This is a genomic window from Flagellimonas hadalis (assembly GCF_007785775.2).
Lineage (GTDB): Bacteria > Bacteroidota > Bacteroidia > Flavobacteriales > Flavobacteriaceae > Flagellimonas > Flagellimonas hadalis.
The window spans coordinates 58,118-74,295 of sequence record NZ_VNIK02000014.1 but is presented as its reverse complement, the minus strand read 5'-3'; the positions used below and the strand labels follow the sequence as shown (position 1 = coordinate 74,295).

Genomic DNA, 16,178 nt, shown 5'->3' with positions numbered 1-16,178 from the left:
TGGTGAATGCATAAAAGTAGCATTTTGTATTGAAACCCCTAAAAACAAAAAAGCGACCCCATTTCTGGAGTCGCTCTTTGATTATTGTATATTGATTGTTTTGCCATCTTTGTCCTTGAACTGGTATTCAAGGTAGGTATAGGCATCCCTAGGCTGGACCTTTATCCATTTTTTATAGGCTTTGAACCATTTGGAACGGATGGATGGGAATCCTTTGGTAAGGTAGGCCGCAATGAACGGGTGTATGTTGAGTACAATCCCATTGTTCTTTTGGTCACTTTTGATGATTCGCTCCAGATCTGATTGGATCTTATCGATCAATACAATGGGGGCCTCCACCTCGGCACCTGTGCCGTTGGGGTTTTCCTCACTGGTCTTGATGTTCATTTCGGGACGTACCCGTTGTCTGGTAATCTGTACCAGTCCAAACTTACTGGGGGGCAAAATCTTGTGTTTTGCACGATCGTCCTTCATTTCGTTCCTAAGGTGATCAAACAGTTTTCTTCTGTGATCGCCCCGGGTCATATCTATAAAATCCACCACGATGATGCCGCCCATGTCGCGCAAACGCAATTGTCTTGCAATTTCGGATGCGGCCAACATGTTGACTTCCAAAGCGGTGTCTTCTTGGTTTTTGGCCTTGTTGGAGCGGTTCCCGCTGTTCACGTCGATGACGTGGAGTGCTTCGGTATGCTCAATGACAAGGTAAGCGCCCCTGCTCATGGAAGCAGTTTTGCCAAATGAGGTCTTGATCTGACGCTCAATCCCAAATTTCTCAAAAATGGGGGCTGGGCCTGAATATAGCTTTACAATGGATTCTTTTTCGGGTGCAATTTCATGCACGTAGTCCTTGATCTGATTGTAAAGCGTTTCATCATCAACATGGATTCCGGAAAAGGAATCGTTGAAAACATCCCGAAGGATGGACGAGGCCCTGTTGAGTTCCACCAATACTTTGGATGGATGGGAGGCTCTCTGCAATTTCTTGCTCATGGCTATCCATTTGGATAGCAGGTTCTGAAGATCTTTGTCAAGTTCTGCAACTTTTTTGCCTTCTGCAACGGTACGGATAATGACTCCAAATCCTTTGGGCTTGATGCTCTTCACAAGTCTGATGAGCCTGTCCTTTTCCTCCTTGCTCGCTATCTTTTGGGATACCGAGACCCGATCGGAAAACGGGACCATGACCAAGTAGCGTCCGGCAATGGAAAGCTCGGAGCTGATCCTTGGGCCCTTGGTGGAGATGGGTTCTTTTACAATTTGTACCAATAATGACTGATTGGCTTTGATCACATCGGCGATGCTGCCATTCTTGTCAATGTCTTTTTCAAATGGAAAATCCTTCAGGGTATAGTCTTTCAACTTCCCTGTTCTAGCTTTTTTGATGAATTTAAGCATGGAGGACAATTGCGGACCAAGGTCATGGTAATGCAGGAACGCATCTTTTTCATAACCGACGTTCACAAAGGCCGCATTTAGGCCTGTAACGGGTTTTCTGATCTTGGCCAGGAAGACATCCCCTACGGAAAAGTTGTTGTTGTCCTCCTCTTTGTGTAATTCGATGAGTTTTCCATCCTTTAACAAGGCAAAATCGACTGCTTCGGGACTAGATCTAACGATTAATTCTCTATTCACCTGAATCGATTTATATTCATCCCAAAGAATAGGTTTTGGGACAAATGATTAAACAATATATGGAATCGGTCATTTTTCGAACCGATTGAAATTCGCTTCTTGAATCTCTATGTCAAAGAACGTATATGTGTAAAATGAAAAAGTAGTCTCTACAACTACTTCTTCTTGTGTCGGTTAGCTCTTCTGCGCTTTTTACGCTTGTGGGTGGCTACCTTATGTCTTTTTCTTTTCTTTCCACTCGGCATATGGCTCTTCCTTTAAGTGTTGTTAATTATATTATTTTACTTGTACGTTGCTCTTTACGCCTTCCACGAATACTTTGGCGGGCTTGAAGGCAGGGATATTGTGTGCGGGGATTTTGATGGTAGTGTTCTTTGAAATGTTCCTACCTGTCTTTTCGGCACGGGTCTTTATGATAAAGCTCCCAAAACCTCTTAAATAAACATTATCTCCATTTTCCAAGGAAGATTTTACCTCTTCCATAAAAGATTCTACTGTTGCTTGTACGTCACCTTTCTCAATTCCTAGCTTTTCTGAGATTTTAGTTACAATATCTGCTTTCGTCATTTCTCTTGATTATTTTTCTTATTTTTTTAGGCTTGCAAATATAAACATTAAAATTAATCTTTCGTTTAAAGCCTTTAATTTTAAGTATATAAACTGATACATTTGGCCCATAGTATTTTTGAGCATGTCTTTTTCCCATAAAATTCTGGCCTGGTATGGCGAGCACCAGCGTGACCTTCCTTGGAGGAAAACACGTGATCCCTATAAAGTTTGGTTGTCCGAGATCATGCTCCAGCAAACCCGCGTGGCGCAGGGGATGCCCTATTACCACAGGTTCTTGGAAGCTTTCCCGACGGTTCGTGACCTCGCCGCGGCGCCCGAGGAAAAGGTGCTGAAGCTCTGGCAAGGCCTGGGATATTATTCCCGTGCGCGCAACCTTCATGCGACGGCAAAAATGGTGGTCAGCGACCATGACGGCAAATTTCCCCGGACCTACGAGGGGCTCAAATCATTGAAAGGAGTGGGCGATTACACTGCCAGTGCCATAGCCTCTTTCTGTTTTGATGTCCCTGAACCCGTAGTGGATGGCAATGTGTACCGGGTGCTGGCCAGGTATTTTGGTGTGGACCTACCTATAAATAGTACCGAAGGCATCAAATATTTCAAGGAATTGGCCCGTGAGGTCATGGACGCTCCCAATATCAGGGATTATAATCAGGGAATTATGGAATTCGGGGCCATACAATGCGCACCAAAGAAGCCCTATTGTTTGTTATGCCCGCTAAATGAAAGCTGTGTTGCCCTCAAAGAGGACAAAGTGGCCCACCTGCCCGTCAAACTGAACAAGACCAAGATCAAGGAACGCCATTTCAATTATTTGGTGTTCTTGGATGATGAAGGCCATACGTTGATGGAACAACGACAGGGAAAGGGAATTTGGCAGAACCTCTATCAATTTCCCTTGGTGGAATCCAACCAAGAGTTGGACCAACAATCCCTTCAACAACAACTGGAGGACAAAAATGGGATTCCCGAAGTGGAGTCCCTTACCTTATATAATTTGGATGGCCCCATAGTCCACAAACTGTCCCATCAACACTTGTACACCAAATTTTGGATGGCAAAAACACAGGACATGCTGGAAGATGGTATCCATTGGGACGAGATAACGGCCTTTCCTGTCCCTGTTTTGATCGCGGATTTCATCAAGACATTTAAAATTTAGTACTTTTGATTAATTAAAGAGTTATGAGCGGAACATTGAACAAAGTAATGCTGATCGGGCATTTGGGAGACGAAGTGAAAATCCACTATTTTGAAGGTGGAAATTGCGTTGCCCGATTCCCCTTGGCCACCAATGAGACCTATACCAACAGGCAAACGGGTGAGAAGGTGACCAACACGGATTGGCACAACATCGTAGTGAGGAACAAGGCCGCCGAAGTCTGTGAAAAATACCTCAGCAAAGGGGACAAGGTGTATGTGGAAGGCAGGTTGAAGAACAGACAGTGGCAAGGTGAGGACGGCAATATGCGGTACACCACCGAAGTGCATGTCCAGGATTTCACCTTTTTGACCACCAAGAACGAAAGTATGGCCAACGCACAGACAACAGCGGCCCCAGAACAAAGAGAACCTATTAGCAACCAAGGTCCGACCGCGCCGATGGACGACACCGAAGAAGATGACGACCTGCCATTTTAAAACCAAAGTCTAAAGCAATACCATTTGGATCCCGAGCCCCATTGTTTGGTCTTTTTCTTTACAGCTTTTAGTGGCATTTTCACTATCAAGGTGATTGTTCTCATATTGCTCTTGGTCTGTTCTGCATTGATCTCTGGAGCGGAAGTGGCGTTGTTCGGGCTTTCACAGACAGAACTGAACGAGATGGAGGAAAGTGGGACCTCCCGTGAAAAATTGATCGTAAAATTGCTGGAAAAGCCCAAAAAGCTATTGGCCACCATCCTCATCACCAACAATGCCATCAATATAGGTATCGTATTGCTGTTCAGTTCCATTGGAGATACCCTTTTTTCAGGTATCGATGGAACCCTTCGCTTTTTATCGGAAGTGGTCGTGGCCACTTTTCTGATCTTGATGTTCGGGGAAATCCTTCCCAAGATATATGCCAACCGAAACCGTGTGCAGTTTTCCAATTTTATGGCCCTGCCGGTCAATGGCCTCAGCTTTCTGTTCACACCACTGAGTTCACCAATGAGGTCGGCCACTCTGTTTTTGGAGGACAAACTGGGGAAACGAAAGTCAAACCTGAGCGTGGACCACTTGTCCCAGGCATTGGAATTGGCTTCAGAAGGCGATACCACAAAGGAAGAACAAAAGATATTGGAAGGCATCGTTACCTTTGGTAACACCGATACCAAACAGGTGATGCGGCCCCGCATCGATATTTTTGCGGTCAACGAGAAAATGAAATTTCCCGAAGTGCTGCAGGAGATCAAAAAGAATGGATATTCCAGGATTCCCGTGTTTTCAGAGAATATGGACAATGTGTTGGGAGTGCTCTATGTGAAGGACCTGTTGCCTTATATAGATAGGAAGACCTTCAATTGGATGTCCCTCATCCGGGAGCCCTATTTTGTGCCGGAAAACAAGAAATTGGATGATCTGTTGCTGGAGTTTCAGGACAAGAAGAACCACTTGGCCGTTGTGGTGGACGAATATGGCGGTACCTCGGGCATCGTGACCCTGGAGGACATCATTGAGGAAATTGTCGGTGACATCAGCGATGAGTTCGACGATGAGGACTTGGTCTTTTCCAAATTGGACGACCACAATTATGTCTTTGATGGCAAAACCACATTAAAGGATTTCTATCGGGTCGTGAAAATTGAGAACGAAGAGGAATTTGAATCCAAGAAAGGGGAATCGGAGACCATAGCCGGGTTTGTGCTGGAAATTTCGGGCAGTTTCCCCAAACAGGGAGAGAAAGTATTGTTCAAGGAATACCAGTTCATTGTGGAAAGCATGGACAAAAAAAGGTTGAAACGCATAAAAGTTACGTTGCCACATGAAGCATAGCAGATTGATTTTCGTATCCATTTCCCTATCGCTTTTGATGATGGGCTGCAAGGAAGATGTGCTGCCCAAGCCCAAGGCCATGTTGCGGTTGGATTATCCTGCCGCCGAATATGTGGAGACCGATGTGGACTGTGCCTATACTTTTGACCGTAACATATCATCCAACATCACGGAAAACAAAGAGTGTTCCCTTGTTTTGGACTATCCCCAAATGAAGGGAGCCATTTTCCTTACGTATAAAAAGGTGGACGGCAATATCAGGGAGTTGATGATCGATGCGGAAAAACTGACCTATGAGCATGTGGTGAAAGCCGACCAGATTGCCCCAGTGGAATACAAGCATCCGGAAGAAAAAGTATATGGAAAGTTTTTTGAGGTGACCGGAAATGCGGCCTCACAGTCGCAGTTCTATGTCACGGACAGTACCGATCATTTTGTGACAGGTTCCCTATATTTCTACGCAAAACCCAATTACGACTCCATTCTGCCGGCGGCGATGTATCTGCAGAACGACATTCGCAATATCATGGAAAGCTTAAAGTGGAAAAAATAATTAGTGCAGGGTGTCTTTTGCAAGAAGCGCTTCGGCCCTTTCAATGCTCCCGTTGATTTCCTCTTTAAGGGCCTTTACCTTTGCCTCTTCCTCATCCAACCATAGTTGTTTTTGTTCGCTGAGTTCCTTCCCGTTCAGGATTTCATCGGAATCAAATCTGTCGCCAAAATCCTTCATCCAGTCCATCATGGACTTGTGGGCCGACTGAAGGTCCCTCATGGCCGATTCATACTCTTGTCCCACGGCGGTAGTGTCCACTTTGGTTTTGAGTTGGCCGACCAGTTTTCCCAGTTCCCCCATCTTGGGCATCACTTCGTCATGGATGGCCATCACCTGCTCCATTTGGGTAGGCCCTTCAGGAGCTTTTTTCGCTTCCTTGCACGAAAAACAGAAGATCAATAGGGTACAGGCAAATGTTGAAAGGATTTTTCTCATGGTAAAGTTTTTTCAAAAATAACACATTGTTTCAAAGCAAATGCAATTTGGTTCGAAGAAGAAATGGAGCAAAAGAAAAAGGGCACTTGGAAAGTGCCCTTTTATATGTGGATTATTTTTGTTCTTATTTGAAATCAGCGGCATCGACCCCTTCGTTCACCTTGAGTTCCTTTACCAAAAACTCAAAACTTTGCGGTCCCATGCTCTGGGTGATCTTGAACGGGAACTTGATGCCGGAAACTTCCTGATAGTCACCAAAGCCCACAGTGTTCGTCATTTGCTGTCCTTGCATCTCTTCCGTGCTCACCTCTTGGACCTTGAGGCCAGTCTCCATGTCGTAAAAAGCGGTTTTCTTTTCACTGATCTTGAGTTTGTAGGCCTTCTTGCCATCAACAGGTTCAATGCCCTCCAAAGTAATGCCGCCCGCGGCCAAATAGTTCAGTTCTGGAAAGGCAGCGGATTCTTCCTTGATCTTATCGATCTCTTCGGGCGATAGGTCCTTGCGCTGTCCTTGGACGACCATATAACCGGAATCACCATCCAATACCTGTTTTTGCATGGAGTTGCCCATTACCTTCACATCCTGTAGAAACTGGTCCTTGGTGGTTTTTTTCATTTCAAGTTCCAGTTTCATGCCCTGCATTTCTGCCTCGGCTACCATGGAATAGGATTCCACGCCTTCCAGTTTGCTTTTTCCGCCCAAGGCCTCGATATATTTTTCCAATACGGTGTTCGCAGTAACGCCTGAAGGAATTTCAGCGGTGTAGTTGGGCTTTTCTGTTTTGGTGGCATATTTGTCGTAGAAAAGGACGGGTACGGTTTTCCCTTTGAAGGAGACTTTTTCCAAGTTTTCCAGTACATCGCTTCCCTTTCCGGTGACCACCACCCTGGCGTTTGAAGTGGAAAAGTGTTTTTGGGCCGCTTTTTGTACATCTGCCACGGTCACTGCATCCAGACGTTCCAAATAAGTTTTATAAAAATCCTTGGGAAGGTCCTCGGTTTCAATGTTCAGGGCATAATTGGCCACAGTCTCCGGTCTTTCCAAGGCCATGACGAAGCTACCGGCATATTTGGCCTTGGCATTGGCCAACTCCTCTTGGGAAACCGGCTCCGAGGTAATCTTGTCTATCTCCTGAAGGATTTGGACCACGGAGCTGTCGGTAACGGCATTTCGTACTTGGGCGTATGCGCTAAAGCGCATGGGGCTGTATTTGTTGTCCAAAATATTGGAATACGAACCGTAGGTATAACCCTTGTCCTCCCTTAGGTTCTTGAACAAACGGGCTTGGGACCCACCGCCTAAGATACGGTTGGCCAAGAGCGCATCCAGATAATCATCATCCTTCATTTTCAGGTTGGTGATGTTCTGAACGGCCACCTCGGATTGTACGGCATTGGGCACATCCACAAAATTGATCTGGGTGTATTGTGCATCCGTGGGATCGGAATAGGCAAAGGATGGTGGCACGGCCTTGGTCCAAGGGGTGAAATATTGGGTCACCAATTCTTTTACATTGTCAAAATCCACATCGCCAATGACCACCAAATAGGCATTGGCCGGTACAAAATAAGATCTGTAGAATTGCTCCACATCTGCCAAGGTCACGTTGTTCACGGTCTCTTCTGATGTGATCTCACCAAAAGGATGGTCTTTTCCGTAGGCCAGTGCCAACTGTACCCTATCGGCAATGGCGGAAACATCTTTTTCTTCGGACTTTAGGCCGGTTAGGAGTTTTTCCTTTTCCTTTTCAAACTCCTCTTGGGTAAAGTTGGGGTTGAGGGATGCGTCGGCCAACAACTCCAAGATCCTGGGGAAGTATTTGGAAAGGGAGCTAGCAAAGGCGCTTTGGTCGCCCACATAGACACTGGCCCCCAAAAAGTCCACTTCCTCGTAAAAATCGTCCTTTGAAATGTTCTTTGATCCCTTGCCGAGCATGCTCGACGTAAGGTCTGAGACCCCTGCTTTGTTCCCTTGCAGAATGGGGGGATTGTCAATGGACAATTGCATGCGTACCCTTGGCAGTTTATGGTTTTCCACCACCAACACCTTAAGGCCATTGTTCAGCTCAAAGCGGGCAGGTTCCTTTAAATTTATCTCTGGAGCGGGCCCCGGTTTGGGTTGTTTGCTCCTGTCTATCTGTGCGTAGGATGCTGTCATCAAAAGGGACAGCACGGTCAATACAATATATCTTTTCATCTTAATTGGCTGCTTTTTGTTCAGGTAGATATTCCAGTTCCACACGTTGGTTCACTTTCAGATATTTTTTGGCCACTTCCATGATCTCTTCACGGGTTATGGAACGATAAATATCGATTTCTGTGTTGATGAGGTTCGTATCGTCCTTCAGCATATAGTTTTCGGCCAGGGAATTGGCAATGCCCTGAACACTACTGTTGGCGTTCACAAATTGGTTCTCGAACTTGTTCTGGAGTTTTTGGTAATCCTTTTCGGAAATCAGTTCCATCTGTAGTTTCAGGATTTCCTCATCGATTTCCTTTTTGATCTCTTGGATGGAGTTTTCGCCTACGGGAAGTCCGCCCACAATGTAGGAACTGTAATCTTCCGCGTCGATGGGCACGGAAAGGATCTGAAGGGCCATTTTCTTCTCGTCGACCAGTTTTTTATAGAGCTTGGAACTTTCCCCGTCGCTCAGATAAGTGGAAATCATATTGATCACATAGGCATCCCGTTGTCCTTGTCCAGGTGTACGGTAGGCCAAAAGAATTGCTGGGATCTGGATGTTCGGATCATGGTATTTGGCATATATGGTCTGGGTAATGGGATCTTCCTTGATGTCCGGTCTTTGGATTTCCGCTCCTCGTGGAATGGGGCCAAAGTAATCGTCGACCATTTTTTTGGTCTTGGCAGAATCAAAATCACCTGCGATCACCAAAACAGCATTATTGGGCACATAATAGGTTTTGTTGAATTTTTTGAAATCATCCAGAGTGGCACTGGCCAAATGGTCCAAGGAACCGATAACGCCCCAACGGTATGGATGCTTGGAGTAAAGGTTTTTGAGGAGCTCTTCAAAAAATGCACCGTAGGGCGAGTTGTCCACTCGCAACCTGCGTTCTTCCTGGACCACCTCTTTTTGGGTATCCACCCCTACCTGTCCGATGATGGGGTGCATCAATCTTTCGGACTCCAGCCATAGACCCACTTCCAAACTGTTGGATGGAAAGGTCTCATAATAATAGGTGCGGTCCAGGAAAGTGTTGGCATTGCCGCTGCCACCATTGGCAGAAACGATCTTGTCCCATTCCCCCCGTTCTATATTTTTGGTGCCCTCGAAGAGCAGGTGTTCAAAGAAATGTGCAAAGCCCGTTTTTTGGGGATCTTCGTCCTTGGACCCCACATGGTACATGACCGAAGTGGTGACCACGGGCGCCGAATTGTCCCGGTGCAGGATCACATGGAGTCCATTGTCCAGGTCATACTCTTCAAAAACCACTTCCTGTGCGAAAAGAAGGGAGCTTGCAAAGAGCATGGAAAATGCTGAGAGCAAATGTTTTTTCATAAAGGTTCAAATTTTATAGTGAAAGATTAGTACTTAGGTTGGTATTGATTTTCTGATGGATGTTACACTAAAATAGCATAAAATTTGGAAGATGGGCAGGAAGCGGTCAAGTCTTTTGGGATAAATAGTGGTATAATTCACAAACATTCTGTAATTTAAACATCACATTCAAAAAAAGCCAAGTGATGAAAAAAATGACCCTCCCCATTCGTTTTGGAATAGTTACCAGTGCTGTATTGATTGCCTATTTCCTTATACTTTCACTCATAGGCAAGCACACCAATGTGTTCTACAGTCTTTTTAACGGGGTCATCACAGGTTTTGGGATCTATGAGACCATAAAATATACCAAGCTCCGACAGGGTAAGGGTTTCAACTATGGGAATGGGTTTACCGCGGGGGTTACCACTGGCTTCATTGCCACACTGTTGTTCACCATTTTTTTTGCACTCTATACCACGGAACTGGACAGTGGTTTTCTGGATGAACTTTCCACGGTATGGTCCAAGGACTATAAAAATTTTGAAGGAATCGTTTTCTTTACCGTGGCCATTATGGGATTTGCCACTTCCCTAGTGCTCACCCTTTCCTTTATGCAGTTGTTCAAAACCTCCAACAACTCCAAAAAATAATGGGCAAATAGGGAAACAATACTTGTGGATTAAGGATTTAGCAGTATATTTGCACCCGCTTATTTTGATAAAGCGAAGTAATTTTAATCTAATCAACGTATTATGTACGCAATTGTAGAGATGGCAGGGCAGCAATTCAAAGTTGCAAAAGACCAGAAAGTGTACGTTCACCGTTTGCAGGAAGAAGAAGGCAAAAAAGTCACTTTTGACAAAGTCCTTCTTTTGGAAGACGGAGGTGACGTGACCATTGGCGCCCCAGTCATAGAAGGAGCGGCCGTAGAGGCCAAAATCGTTAAGCACCTTAAAGGTGACAAGGTAATCGTCTTCAAGAAGAAAAGACGTAAAGGTTACCAAAAGAAAAACGGTCACAGACAATATTTGACCGAAATCGTAGTTGAAGGAATCGTGGCCAAAGGCGCTAAGAAAGCGGCTCCTGCCAAGGCCAAGGCTGATGAAAAACCAGCTGAAGCTCCAAAAGCAGCTGAGAAAAAAGCTGAGGCCCCAAAGAAGGAAGCTCCAAAGGCAACCGAGGACCTAAACTCCAAAACGGTGGCCGAATTGAGGGACATGGCCAAGGCCAAGGACATTACCGGTTACTCTTCCATGAAGAAAGCCGAGTTGATCGAAGCATTAAGCAAATAAGAAAAGAACTAAAATTTATATATCATGGCTCACAAGAAAGGTGTAGGTAGTTCAAAAAACGGTAGGGAATCAGAATCGAAACGCTTGGGCGTCAAGATTTTTGGTGGCCAGGCAGCTGTTGCCGGTAACATCATTGTTAGACAACGTGGTACCAAGCACAATCCTGGAGACAACGTATACGCAGGTAAAGACCACACTTTGCACGCCAAGGTGGACGGTATCGTTAAGTTTGAGAAAAAGGCAAGTGGAAAATCTTTTGTTTCCATTGAGCCATTCCAAGCATAAGGAAAAAAGCCCTATAATTGAAAAGGCCCTCTGCATATGTAGAGGGCCTTTTTTTATGGATATTTTTTTAATGGTTTCATAACCTAAAGATGATGTTCTGGTGAGGATCATTGGCGTTCTTGATAGCTTGTATCAAAACCAGCCAATGAAAAAGGCACTTCGGATTGTTTATGTGGTGGTGCTCGGATGTATTGTGGGTCATTCGGTGGGTCTTGCCCAGCAAACAGATCGTACAGTTTCCAATATGGGGAGGCCTGATTCCACTTTTCATGCCCTTCAGAAGCGATTGGAAGAATCCAAATCTCCTATAAAAATAGCAGAGGCCCATCTGCAATTGGGCGAGTATTATCATTCCTTCGGATTGTATTCAGAAGCGATGGAGGAATACAACCAGGCGTTGGAACAATTGGGAACCGAACTTGACGACCCACTTTTCTTCCTTCTGAACACCCATATTGGCAAGGTGTATCTCTCGCTCAACAATTTTGAATTGGCCGAACAGCATTTTGAAGAAACCCGAAAATCATCGATACAGTTAAAGGATGATAGAGGACTTGCCATCTCCTTGGGACTGCTCGGCGCAAGCCATGAAAAACAAGGGGAGTATGAGGAGGCCTTGAAAGATCAAGAAGTAAGCCTTTCCTTGTTCGAAAAGTTGAGGGATCCACATGGCGTGGCCATGACGAACGAGAACATTGGGAGCATTTATGAGGATTTGGAGCAGTTTGAGCTGGCTTACCAATTTTTCCGTAGGGCCCATGACTACTTGAAAGGTTCCAGATCTGTTGAGGAGGTGAATGTGCTCAACAATTTGGGAGACACATATAGAAAAACAGGCAAATATGTGCCTGCATTGGAGGAAACCTCCAAAGCCTTGAACATTGCCGAGGCGCTGAACGATCTTCATCAAATGGAAAGTGCCCACAAAGACCTATCCAAGACCTACGCTCTCATGGGTGACTATGAAAAGGCACATGCCCATCTCCTTCAGGCGGAGGAATTCAACAGTGCCATGCTCCGATCACAGAACACGGACCAGCTCAATGTGCTGCAGACCATATACGAGACCAATAAAAAAGAAGCGGAGATCCAACTGCTCAAGGAGCAGAACAAGGTCAGTGTCGCCAACCAAAACCTCTTGTGGGTGGCCCTGTTCGCCATTGTGGCCATCCTTACCATTGGGTACAACTATTTGGGAAGAAAAAGAAAGGCCAAGCTGAAGATCCAAGAATATAAACAGCGAATGTTGAAGGCGGAATTGGAGAAAAAGGCCATTGAGGAGAAGAATTTGCAAGATGAGGTCCAGTTGAAAGCTGCCTCCCTGTCCCGATACAGCCTTCACTTGTCCCAGAAGAACAAGATCTTACTAGATCTTGCGAATACCCTCAGGAACATTGCTGCCCGAAAAAACATGGATACCTCGCGCAAGATGAAGGAACTGGTGAAGGAAATCGATTTTAACCTACAGCAGGAACAGGAATGGGACGAGTTTATGGTCTTTTTCAAAGAGATCCATCCAGAGTTCATCAAAAAACTATCCTCCTTATCCGAAAACAGTCTGTCGCCCGCAGAGCTCCGTTTGGGCATGTTGTTGCGGTTGAACCTGTCCTCCAAGGAAATTGCCTCCATTTTGAGGGTCACGCCGGACAGTGTTCGTGTGGCGCGTCACCGGTTGAGAAAAAAGTTGCCCATCGACCAAAAAGAGGAGTTGGTAAATTTTATGATCGATCTCTGACCTGATTTTCCGCCTCTCATTTGGAAAAGGTTAGCCCAATGTAAACTAACTGTAATTGTTGCCCTGTTGTTTCTGCCCTTTTTCACTTTTGTTTCCTTTTTGTTTCCCTTTAATTTAAATCATAATCGACTGATATACATAGTTTTGGAATGCATTCTAATACGAACCAAAATGAAACTGATGAACCTTAAGAAACTAGTTTTTGTAACGCTTATTTTAGTGTTTGGCCTCGCTAATGCACAGGCCCAAACAGGAAATATACAAGGGACCATTACCGATGAAAACGGTATATATGTCCCAGGGGCAAATGTGTATATCAAGTCCATCTCCAAAGGAGGGATTACGGATTTTGACGGACGGTTTACCTTGGTGGGCATTCCTGCTGGGGACCATCACCTGACCATCACCTATATGGGTTATGCGGATGTGGAGCAACAAGTTTCCGTTACGGCCGGACAGACTGCTTCTGTGGGCATCGTGCTCAACCCGACCAATGTGGAGCTCGATGAGGTACAAGTAAGTGCCTATGGGCTCAGTGGCCAGGCAAAGGCACTCAACACACAAAGAACAAACCTGAACATTACCAATGTGGTGTCAACGGACCAAATCGGAAAATTTCCCGATGCGAACATTGGAGATGCCGTCAAGCGTATTCCCGGCATCACCATGCAGGTGGATCAAGGAGAGGCCAGGAACATCATTGTCAGGGGTCTTTCCCCGCAATTGAACTCCGTGACCCTGAACGGGAGCAGGATCCCATCTGCGGAAGCGGACAACAGGAACATCCAGATGGATTTGATCCCTTCGGACATGATCCAGACCATAGAGGTGAACAAAGCCGTTACCCCTGATATGGATGCAGACGCCTTGGGGGGATCTGTGAACTTGGTCACCCGGACTGCACCGCAAGGGTTCAGGCTTTCGGCTACCGCTGGTTCAGGGGTCAACTTTATTACCGATAAAGGTATTTGGAACGGGTCACTCTTGGTAGGAGATCGTACCAACGATGGCAAATTTGGATGGATGGTTTCGGCCACCATCAACGATAATGATTTTGGATCGCACAACATCGAGGCCGAATGGACCGATGAATTTGAATACAACACAGGTGTGGAGGACGAAGAGGGTGAGCCTATTTTGGAAGAAGTGGATGTGGATCCCTATACCAATGTCACCGATCAACGCACCTATTTGGTGCAACGGGTAAGACGTAGCTTTGCGGCCAATTTTGATTACCAGATCAATGCGGACAACAACATTTTCCTCAAGACCATGTACAACTGGAGAGACGACCGTGAAAACCGGTTTGCCTTTACCCAGGAGATATTGGACGGAGAAGATATCGAAGCTGGAGACTTTACCATTGCCAATGGGGTGCCCACGAGGTTTCCGGCCGAGGTGGTCCGGGAAACCAAGGGAGGTATCGCCGGGGGGCGCAACCAAAACCGTAGGTTGGAAGATCAGCGTATGCAGAACTATACCCTTGGCGGTAACCACTTGTTCGGTAGCCTAAAGTTTGATTGGATGGGGTCCTATGCCAAGGCATCCGAGGAGCGTTTGAACGAAAGATATGCGGTCTATGCCACCGAATATATTGTCAACAACGACAACAGCAACCCAAGATACCCGATCATGACTGCTGCCAATGCCAGTGATTTCAACGATTTGGGGGCATTTGAATTTGACGAACTGACCAACGAGAACCAGTACACCGAAGAAGAGGACATGAACTTCTTTGCCAATTTTGAATTGCCAGCAGACCTATTGGGCAATGGAGGTACGATAAAGTTCGGTGCCAGGGGGCGCTTTAAGACCAAGGAAAGAAACAACGATTTCTTCGAATACGATTTTGAGGACCTGTACCCCACCTTGGCCGATTTGCCGGTCAAGGACTACACCAACCCAGATTTCTTGGCAGGGGAAAAGTACCGCGCCGGGACCTTCGCCAGTGAAGAATGGTTGGGTTCTTTGGACCTGAACAGTAGCAATGGGGAGGCCGTTCCGGACGAATACCTGCCCGGTAATTTTGAGGTGAAGGAAAACGTGTGGGCCGCCTATGCCATGATCAACCAAAAAGTAACCGATAAGTTGAGCGTGTTGGCAGGTCTTCGAATGGAAAACACCAAATTGGAGACAGAGGGCAACAGAGTGACCTATATTGAAGAGGACGAAGATGCTGGAATAGAGGAAGGGATTGAAGTGGAACAGGTTTCGGATGAGAACTCCTATACCAATCTATTGCCTGGCATCCATTTTAAGTATGATTTGGATAATAGTACCGTTTTGAGGCTGGCATGGACCAATACCTTGGCTCGTCCCAATTATGTGGACTTGATTCCAAGGGCAGAAATTGTGAATGAGGATAGTGAAGTCATTGTGGGCAACCCAGAGCTTGACCCTACCACTTCCATGAACTTTGACTTCAATGCCGAACACTATTTTGAAAGTGTGGGCATCATCTCCGGCGGTGTTTTTTACAAAAGGATAAACGACTTCATCTACACCTACATCACAGAGGCAGAAGACGACACCTTTGGTGTCGGTACCACGGGATATGATGTGTTCCAACCCTTGAATGGCGACGCTGCTTCCATTTTTGGTGCTGAGGTCTCCTTCCAGCGACAATTGGATTTCTTGCCCGGTTTTGCCAGAAACTTTAGTATCTACCTGAATTACACCTATTTGAGCTCAAGTGCCGATGGTATCCGCAACGAGGATGGTGACGAACGTACCGATCTGGACCTGCCCAACACCGCACCCAATATGTTCAACGGGTCTTTGGGTTATGCCGATAAAAGGTTCAGCGCAAGGTTGTCTGCCAACTTCTCCGATTCCTATATCGATGAAATCGGGGGCAACGCCTTTGAGGACAGGTACTACGACACCCAGTTCTTCCTGGACTTCAATGCAAGCTACGCTATCAACAAGAACCTGAGGCTCTATGCCGATGTCAACAACATCACCAATCAGCCATTGCGTTATTTCCAAGGGGTAAAGGAAAGGACCCAACAGGCCGAGTTCTACGATATCCGCTTTACTTTTGGATTGAAGTATGACCTTTTCAAAAAATAGGAAGGCGCACGCCTAAAATTAAAAAACAAACAAAGTCACATCGGGCAGCGTCAGGAATTCACAAGGGTAAAACCAAAAAGTTCCTGATGCTGATCGAGCTGACAAAAAGCAAATGAATTCAT

The 16,178-nt window shown here is 45.8% G+C and carries 14 protein-coding genes; 9 read left to right on the top strand and 5 right to left on the bottom strand.

Annotated elements, in window-relative coordinates; genetic code table 11:
• Positions 1-81: 81 nt before the first annotated feature.
• Both FOT42_RS16070 and FOT42_RS16065 read right to left on the bottom strand, forming a co-directional pair.
• Positions 82-1,635: an Rne/Rng family ribonuclease gene (locus tag FOT42_RS16070; protein WP_151891536.1), complete on the bottom strand. Its 1,554-nt coding sequence runs from the start codon at positions 1,633-1,635 to the stop codon at positions 82-84.
• A 276-nt stretch (positions 1,636-1,911) separates the two neighbouring features.
• Complete coding sequence (locus FOT42_RS16065) at positions 1,912-2,202, bottom strand: HU family DNA-binding protein (protein ID WP_072876044.1); 291 nt, start codon at positions 2,200-2,202, stop codon at positions 1,912-1,914.
• 124 nt (positions 2,203-2,326) lie between these two features.
• On the opposite strand from FOT42_RS16065, the gene mutY reads away from it, so the two are divergent.
• The 4 genes from mutY to gldD are packed head-to-tail and all read left to right on the top strand — an operon-like array spanning position 2,327 to position 5,734.
• The gene (gene mutY, locus FOT42_RS16060) at positions 2,327-3,367 is read left to right on the top strand and encodes an A/G-specific adenine glycosylase (protein ID WP_151891535.1); all 1,041 of its coding nucleotides are present in this window, start codon (positions 2,327-2,329) and stop codon (positions 3,365-3,367) included.
• A gap of 23 nt (positions 3,368-3,390) precedes the next feature.
• Positions 3,391-3,846 (top strand): single-stranded DNA-binding protein, encoded by a 456-nt coding sequence (locus FOT42_RS16055; protein WP_151891534.1) that lies wholly within the window; start codon positions 3,391-3,393, stop codon positions 3,844-3,846.
• Positions 3,847-3,870: 24 nt separating this feature from the next.
• Positions 3,871-5,181, top strand: coding sequence for a gliding motility-associated protein GldE (locus FOT42_RS16050; protein WP_151891533.1), 1,311 nt, complete (start codon positions 3,871-3,873; stop codon positions 5,179-5,181).
• Entirely contained in the window at positions 5,171-5,734 is a 564-nt protein-coding gene (gene gldD, locus FOT42_RS16045) for a gliding motility lipoprotein GldD (RefSeq protein WP_151891532.1), read from the top strand. Before FOT42_RS16050 ends, gldD begins: the two co-directional genes overlap by 11 nt.
• Here gldD and FOT42_RS16040 read toward each other — a convergent pair whose 3' ends face one another.
• The 3 genes from FOT42_RS16040 to FOT42_RS16030 form a co-directional block, all read right to left on the bottom strand.
• Positions 5,735-6,169, bottom strand: a complete 435-nt coding sequence (locus tag FOT42_RS16040; protein ID WP_151891531.1) for a hypothetical protein — start codon at positions 6,167-6,169, stop codon at positions 5,735-5,737.
• Positions 6,170-6,293: 124 nt separating this feature from the next.
• Positions 6,294-8,366 (bottom strand): M16 family metallopeptidase, encoded by a 2,073-nt coding sequence (locus FOT42_RS16035; protein WP_151891530.1) that lies wholly within the window; start codon positions 8,364-8,366, stop codon positions 6,294-6,296.
• Between the two features lies 1 nt (position 8,367).
• The gene (locus FOT42_RS16030) at positions 8,368-9,690 is read right to left on the bottom strand and encodes a M16 family metallopeptidase (protein ID WP_151891529.1); all 1,323 of its coding nucleotides are present in this window, start codon (positions 9,688-9,690) and stop codon (positions 8,368-8,370) included.
• Between the two features lie 185 nt (positions 9,691-9,875).
• Between FOT42_RS16030 and FOT42_RS16025 the strand changes: the two genes are divergently transcribed.
• From FOT42_RS16025 to FOT42_RS16005, 5 genes are all read left to right on the top strand, one after another.
• Positions 9,876-10,322 carry a DUF4199 domain-containing protein gene (locus tag FOT42_RS16025; protein WP_151891528.1) on the top strand — a complete coding sequence of 149 codons (447 nt, stop codon included), beginning with the start codon at positions 9,876-9,878 and terminating at the stop codon, positions 10,320-10,322.
• A gap of 102 nt (positions 10,323-10,424) precedes the next feature.
• Positions 10,425-10,964: a 50S ribosomal protein L21 gene (gene rplU / locus FOT42_RS16020; protein ID WP_151891527.1), complete on the top strand. Its 540-nt coding sequence runs from the start codon at positions 10,425-10,427 to the stop codon at positions 10,962-10,964.
• Between the two features lie 24 nt (positions 10,965-10,988).
• Positions 10,989-11,249, top strand: a complete 261-nt coding sequence (rpmA, locus tag FOT42_RS16015; RefSeq protein ID WP_072876023.1) for a 50S ribosomal protein L27 — start codon at positions 10,989-10,991, stop codon at positions 11,247-11,249.
• A 145-nt stretch (positions 11,250-11,394) separates the two neighbouring features.
• Entirely contained in the window at positions 11,395-12,984 is a 1,590-nt protein-coding gene (locus FOT42_RS16010; protein WP_151891526.1) for a tetratricopeptide repeat protein, read from the top strand.
• 171 nt (positions 12,985-13,155) lie between these two features.
• Positions 13,156-16,056, top strand: a complete 2,901-nt coding sequence (locus tag FOT42_RS16005) for a TonB-dependent receptor (RefSeq protein ID WP_151891525.1) — start codon at positions 13,156-13,158, stop codon at positions 16,054-16,056.
• Positions 16,057-16,178 lie beyond the last annotated feature (122 nt).

Coding starts and splice junctions, on each gene's coding strand:
- FOT42_RS16065 (WP_072876044.1), bottom strand. CDS start 2,202: ATGACGAAAGCAGATATTGTAACTAAAATCTCAGAAAAGCTAGGAATT.
- mutY (WP_151891535.1), top strand. CDS start 2,327: ATGTCTTTTTCCCATAAAATTCTGGCCTGGTATGGCGAGCACCAGCGT.
- FOT42_RS16055 (WP_151891534.1), top strand. CDS start 3,391: ATGAGCGGAACATTGAACAAAGTAATGCTGATCGGGCATTTGGGAGAC.
- gldD (WP_151891532.1), top strand. CDS start 5,171: ATGAAGCATAGCAGATTGATTTTCGTATCCATTTCCCTATCGCTTTTG.
- FOT42_RS16040 (WP_151891531.1), bottom strand. CDS start 6,169: ATGAGAAAAATCCTTTCAACATTTGCCTGTACCCTATTGATCTTCTGT.
- FOT42_RS16035 (WP_151891530.1), bottom strand. CDS start 8,366: ATGAAAAGATATATTGTATTGACCGTGCTGTCCCTTTTGATGACAGCA.
- FOT42_RS16030 (WP_151891529.1), bottom strand. CDS start 9,690: ATGAAAAAACATTTGCTCTCAGCATTTTCCATGCTCTTTGCAAGCTCC.
- FOT42_RS16025 (WP_151891528.1), top strand. CDS start 9,876: ATGAAAAAAATGACCCTCCCCATTCGTTTTGGAATAGTTACCAGTGCT.
- rplU (WP_151891527.1), top strand. CDS start 10,425: ATGTACGCAATTGTAGAGATGGCAGGGCAGCAATTCAAAGTTGCAAAA.
- rpmA (WP_072876023.1), top strand. CDS start 10,989: ATGGCTCACAAGAAAGGTGTAGGTAGTTCAAAAAACGGTAGGGAATCA.
- FOT42_RS16010 (WP_151891526.1), top strand. CDS start 11,395: ATGAAAAAGGCACTTCGGATTGTTTATGTGGTGGTGCTCGGATGTATT.
- FOT42_RS16005 (WP_151891525.1), top strand. CDS start 13,156: ATGAAACTGATGAACCTTAAGAAACTAGTTTTTGTAACGCTTATTTTA.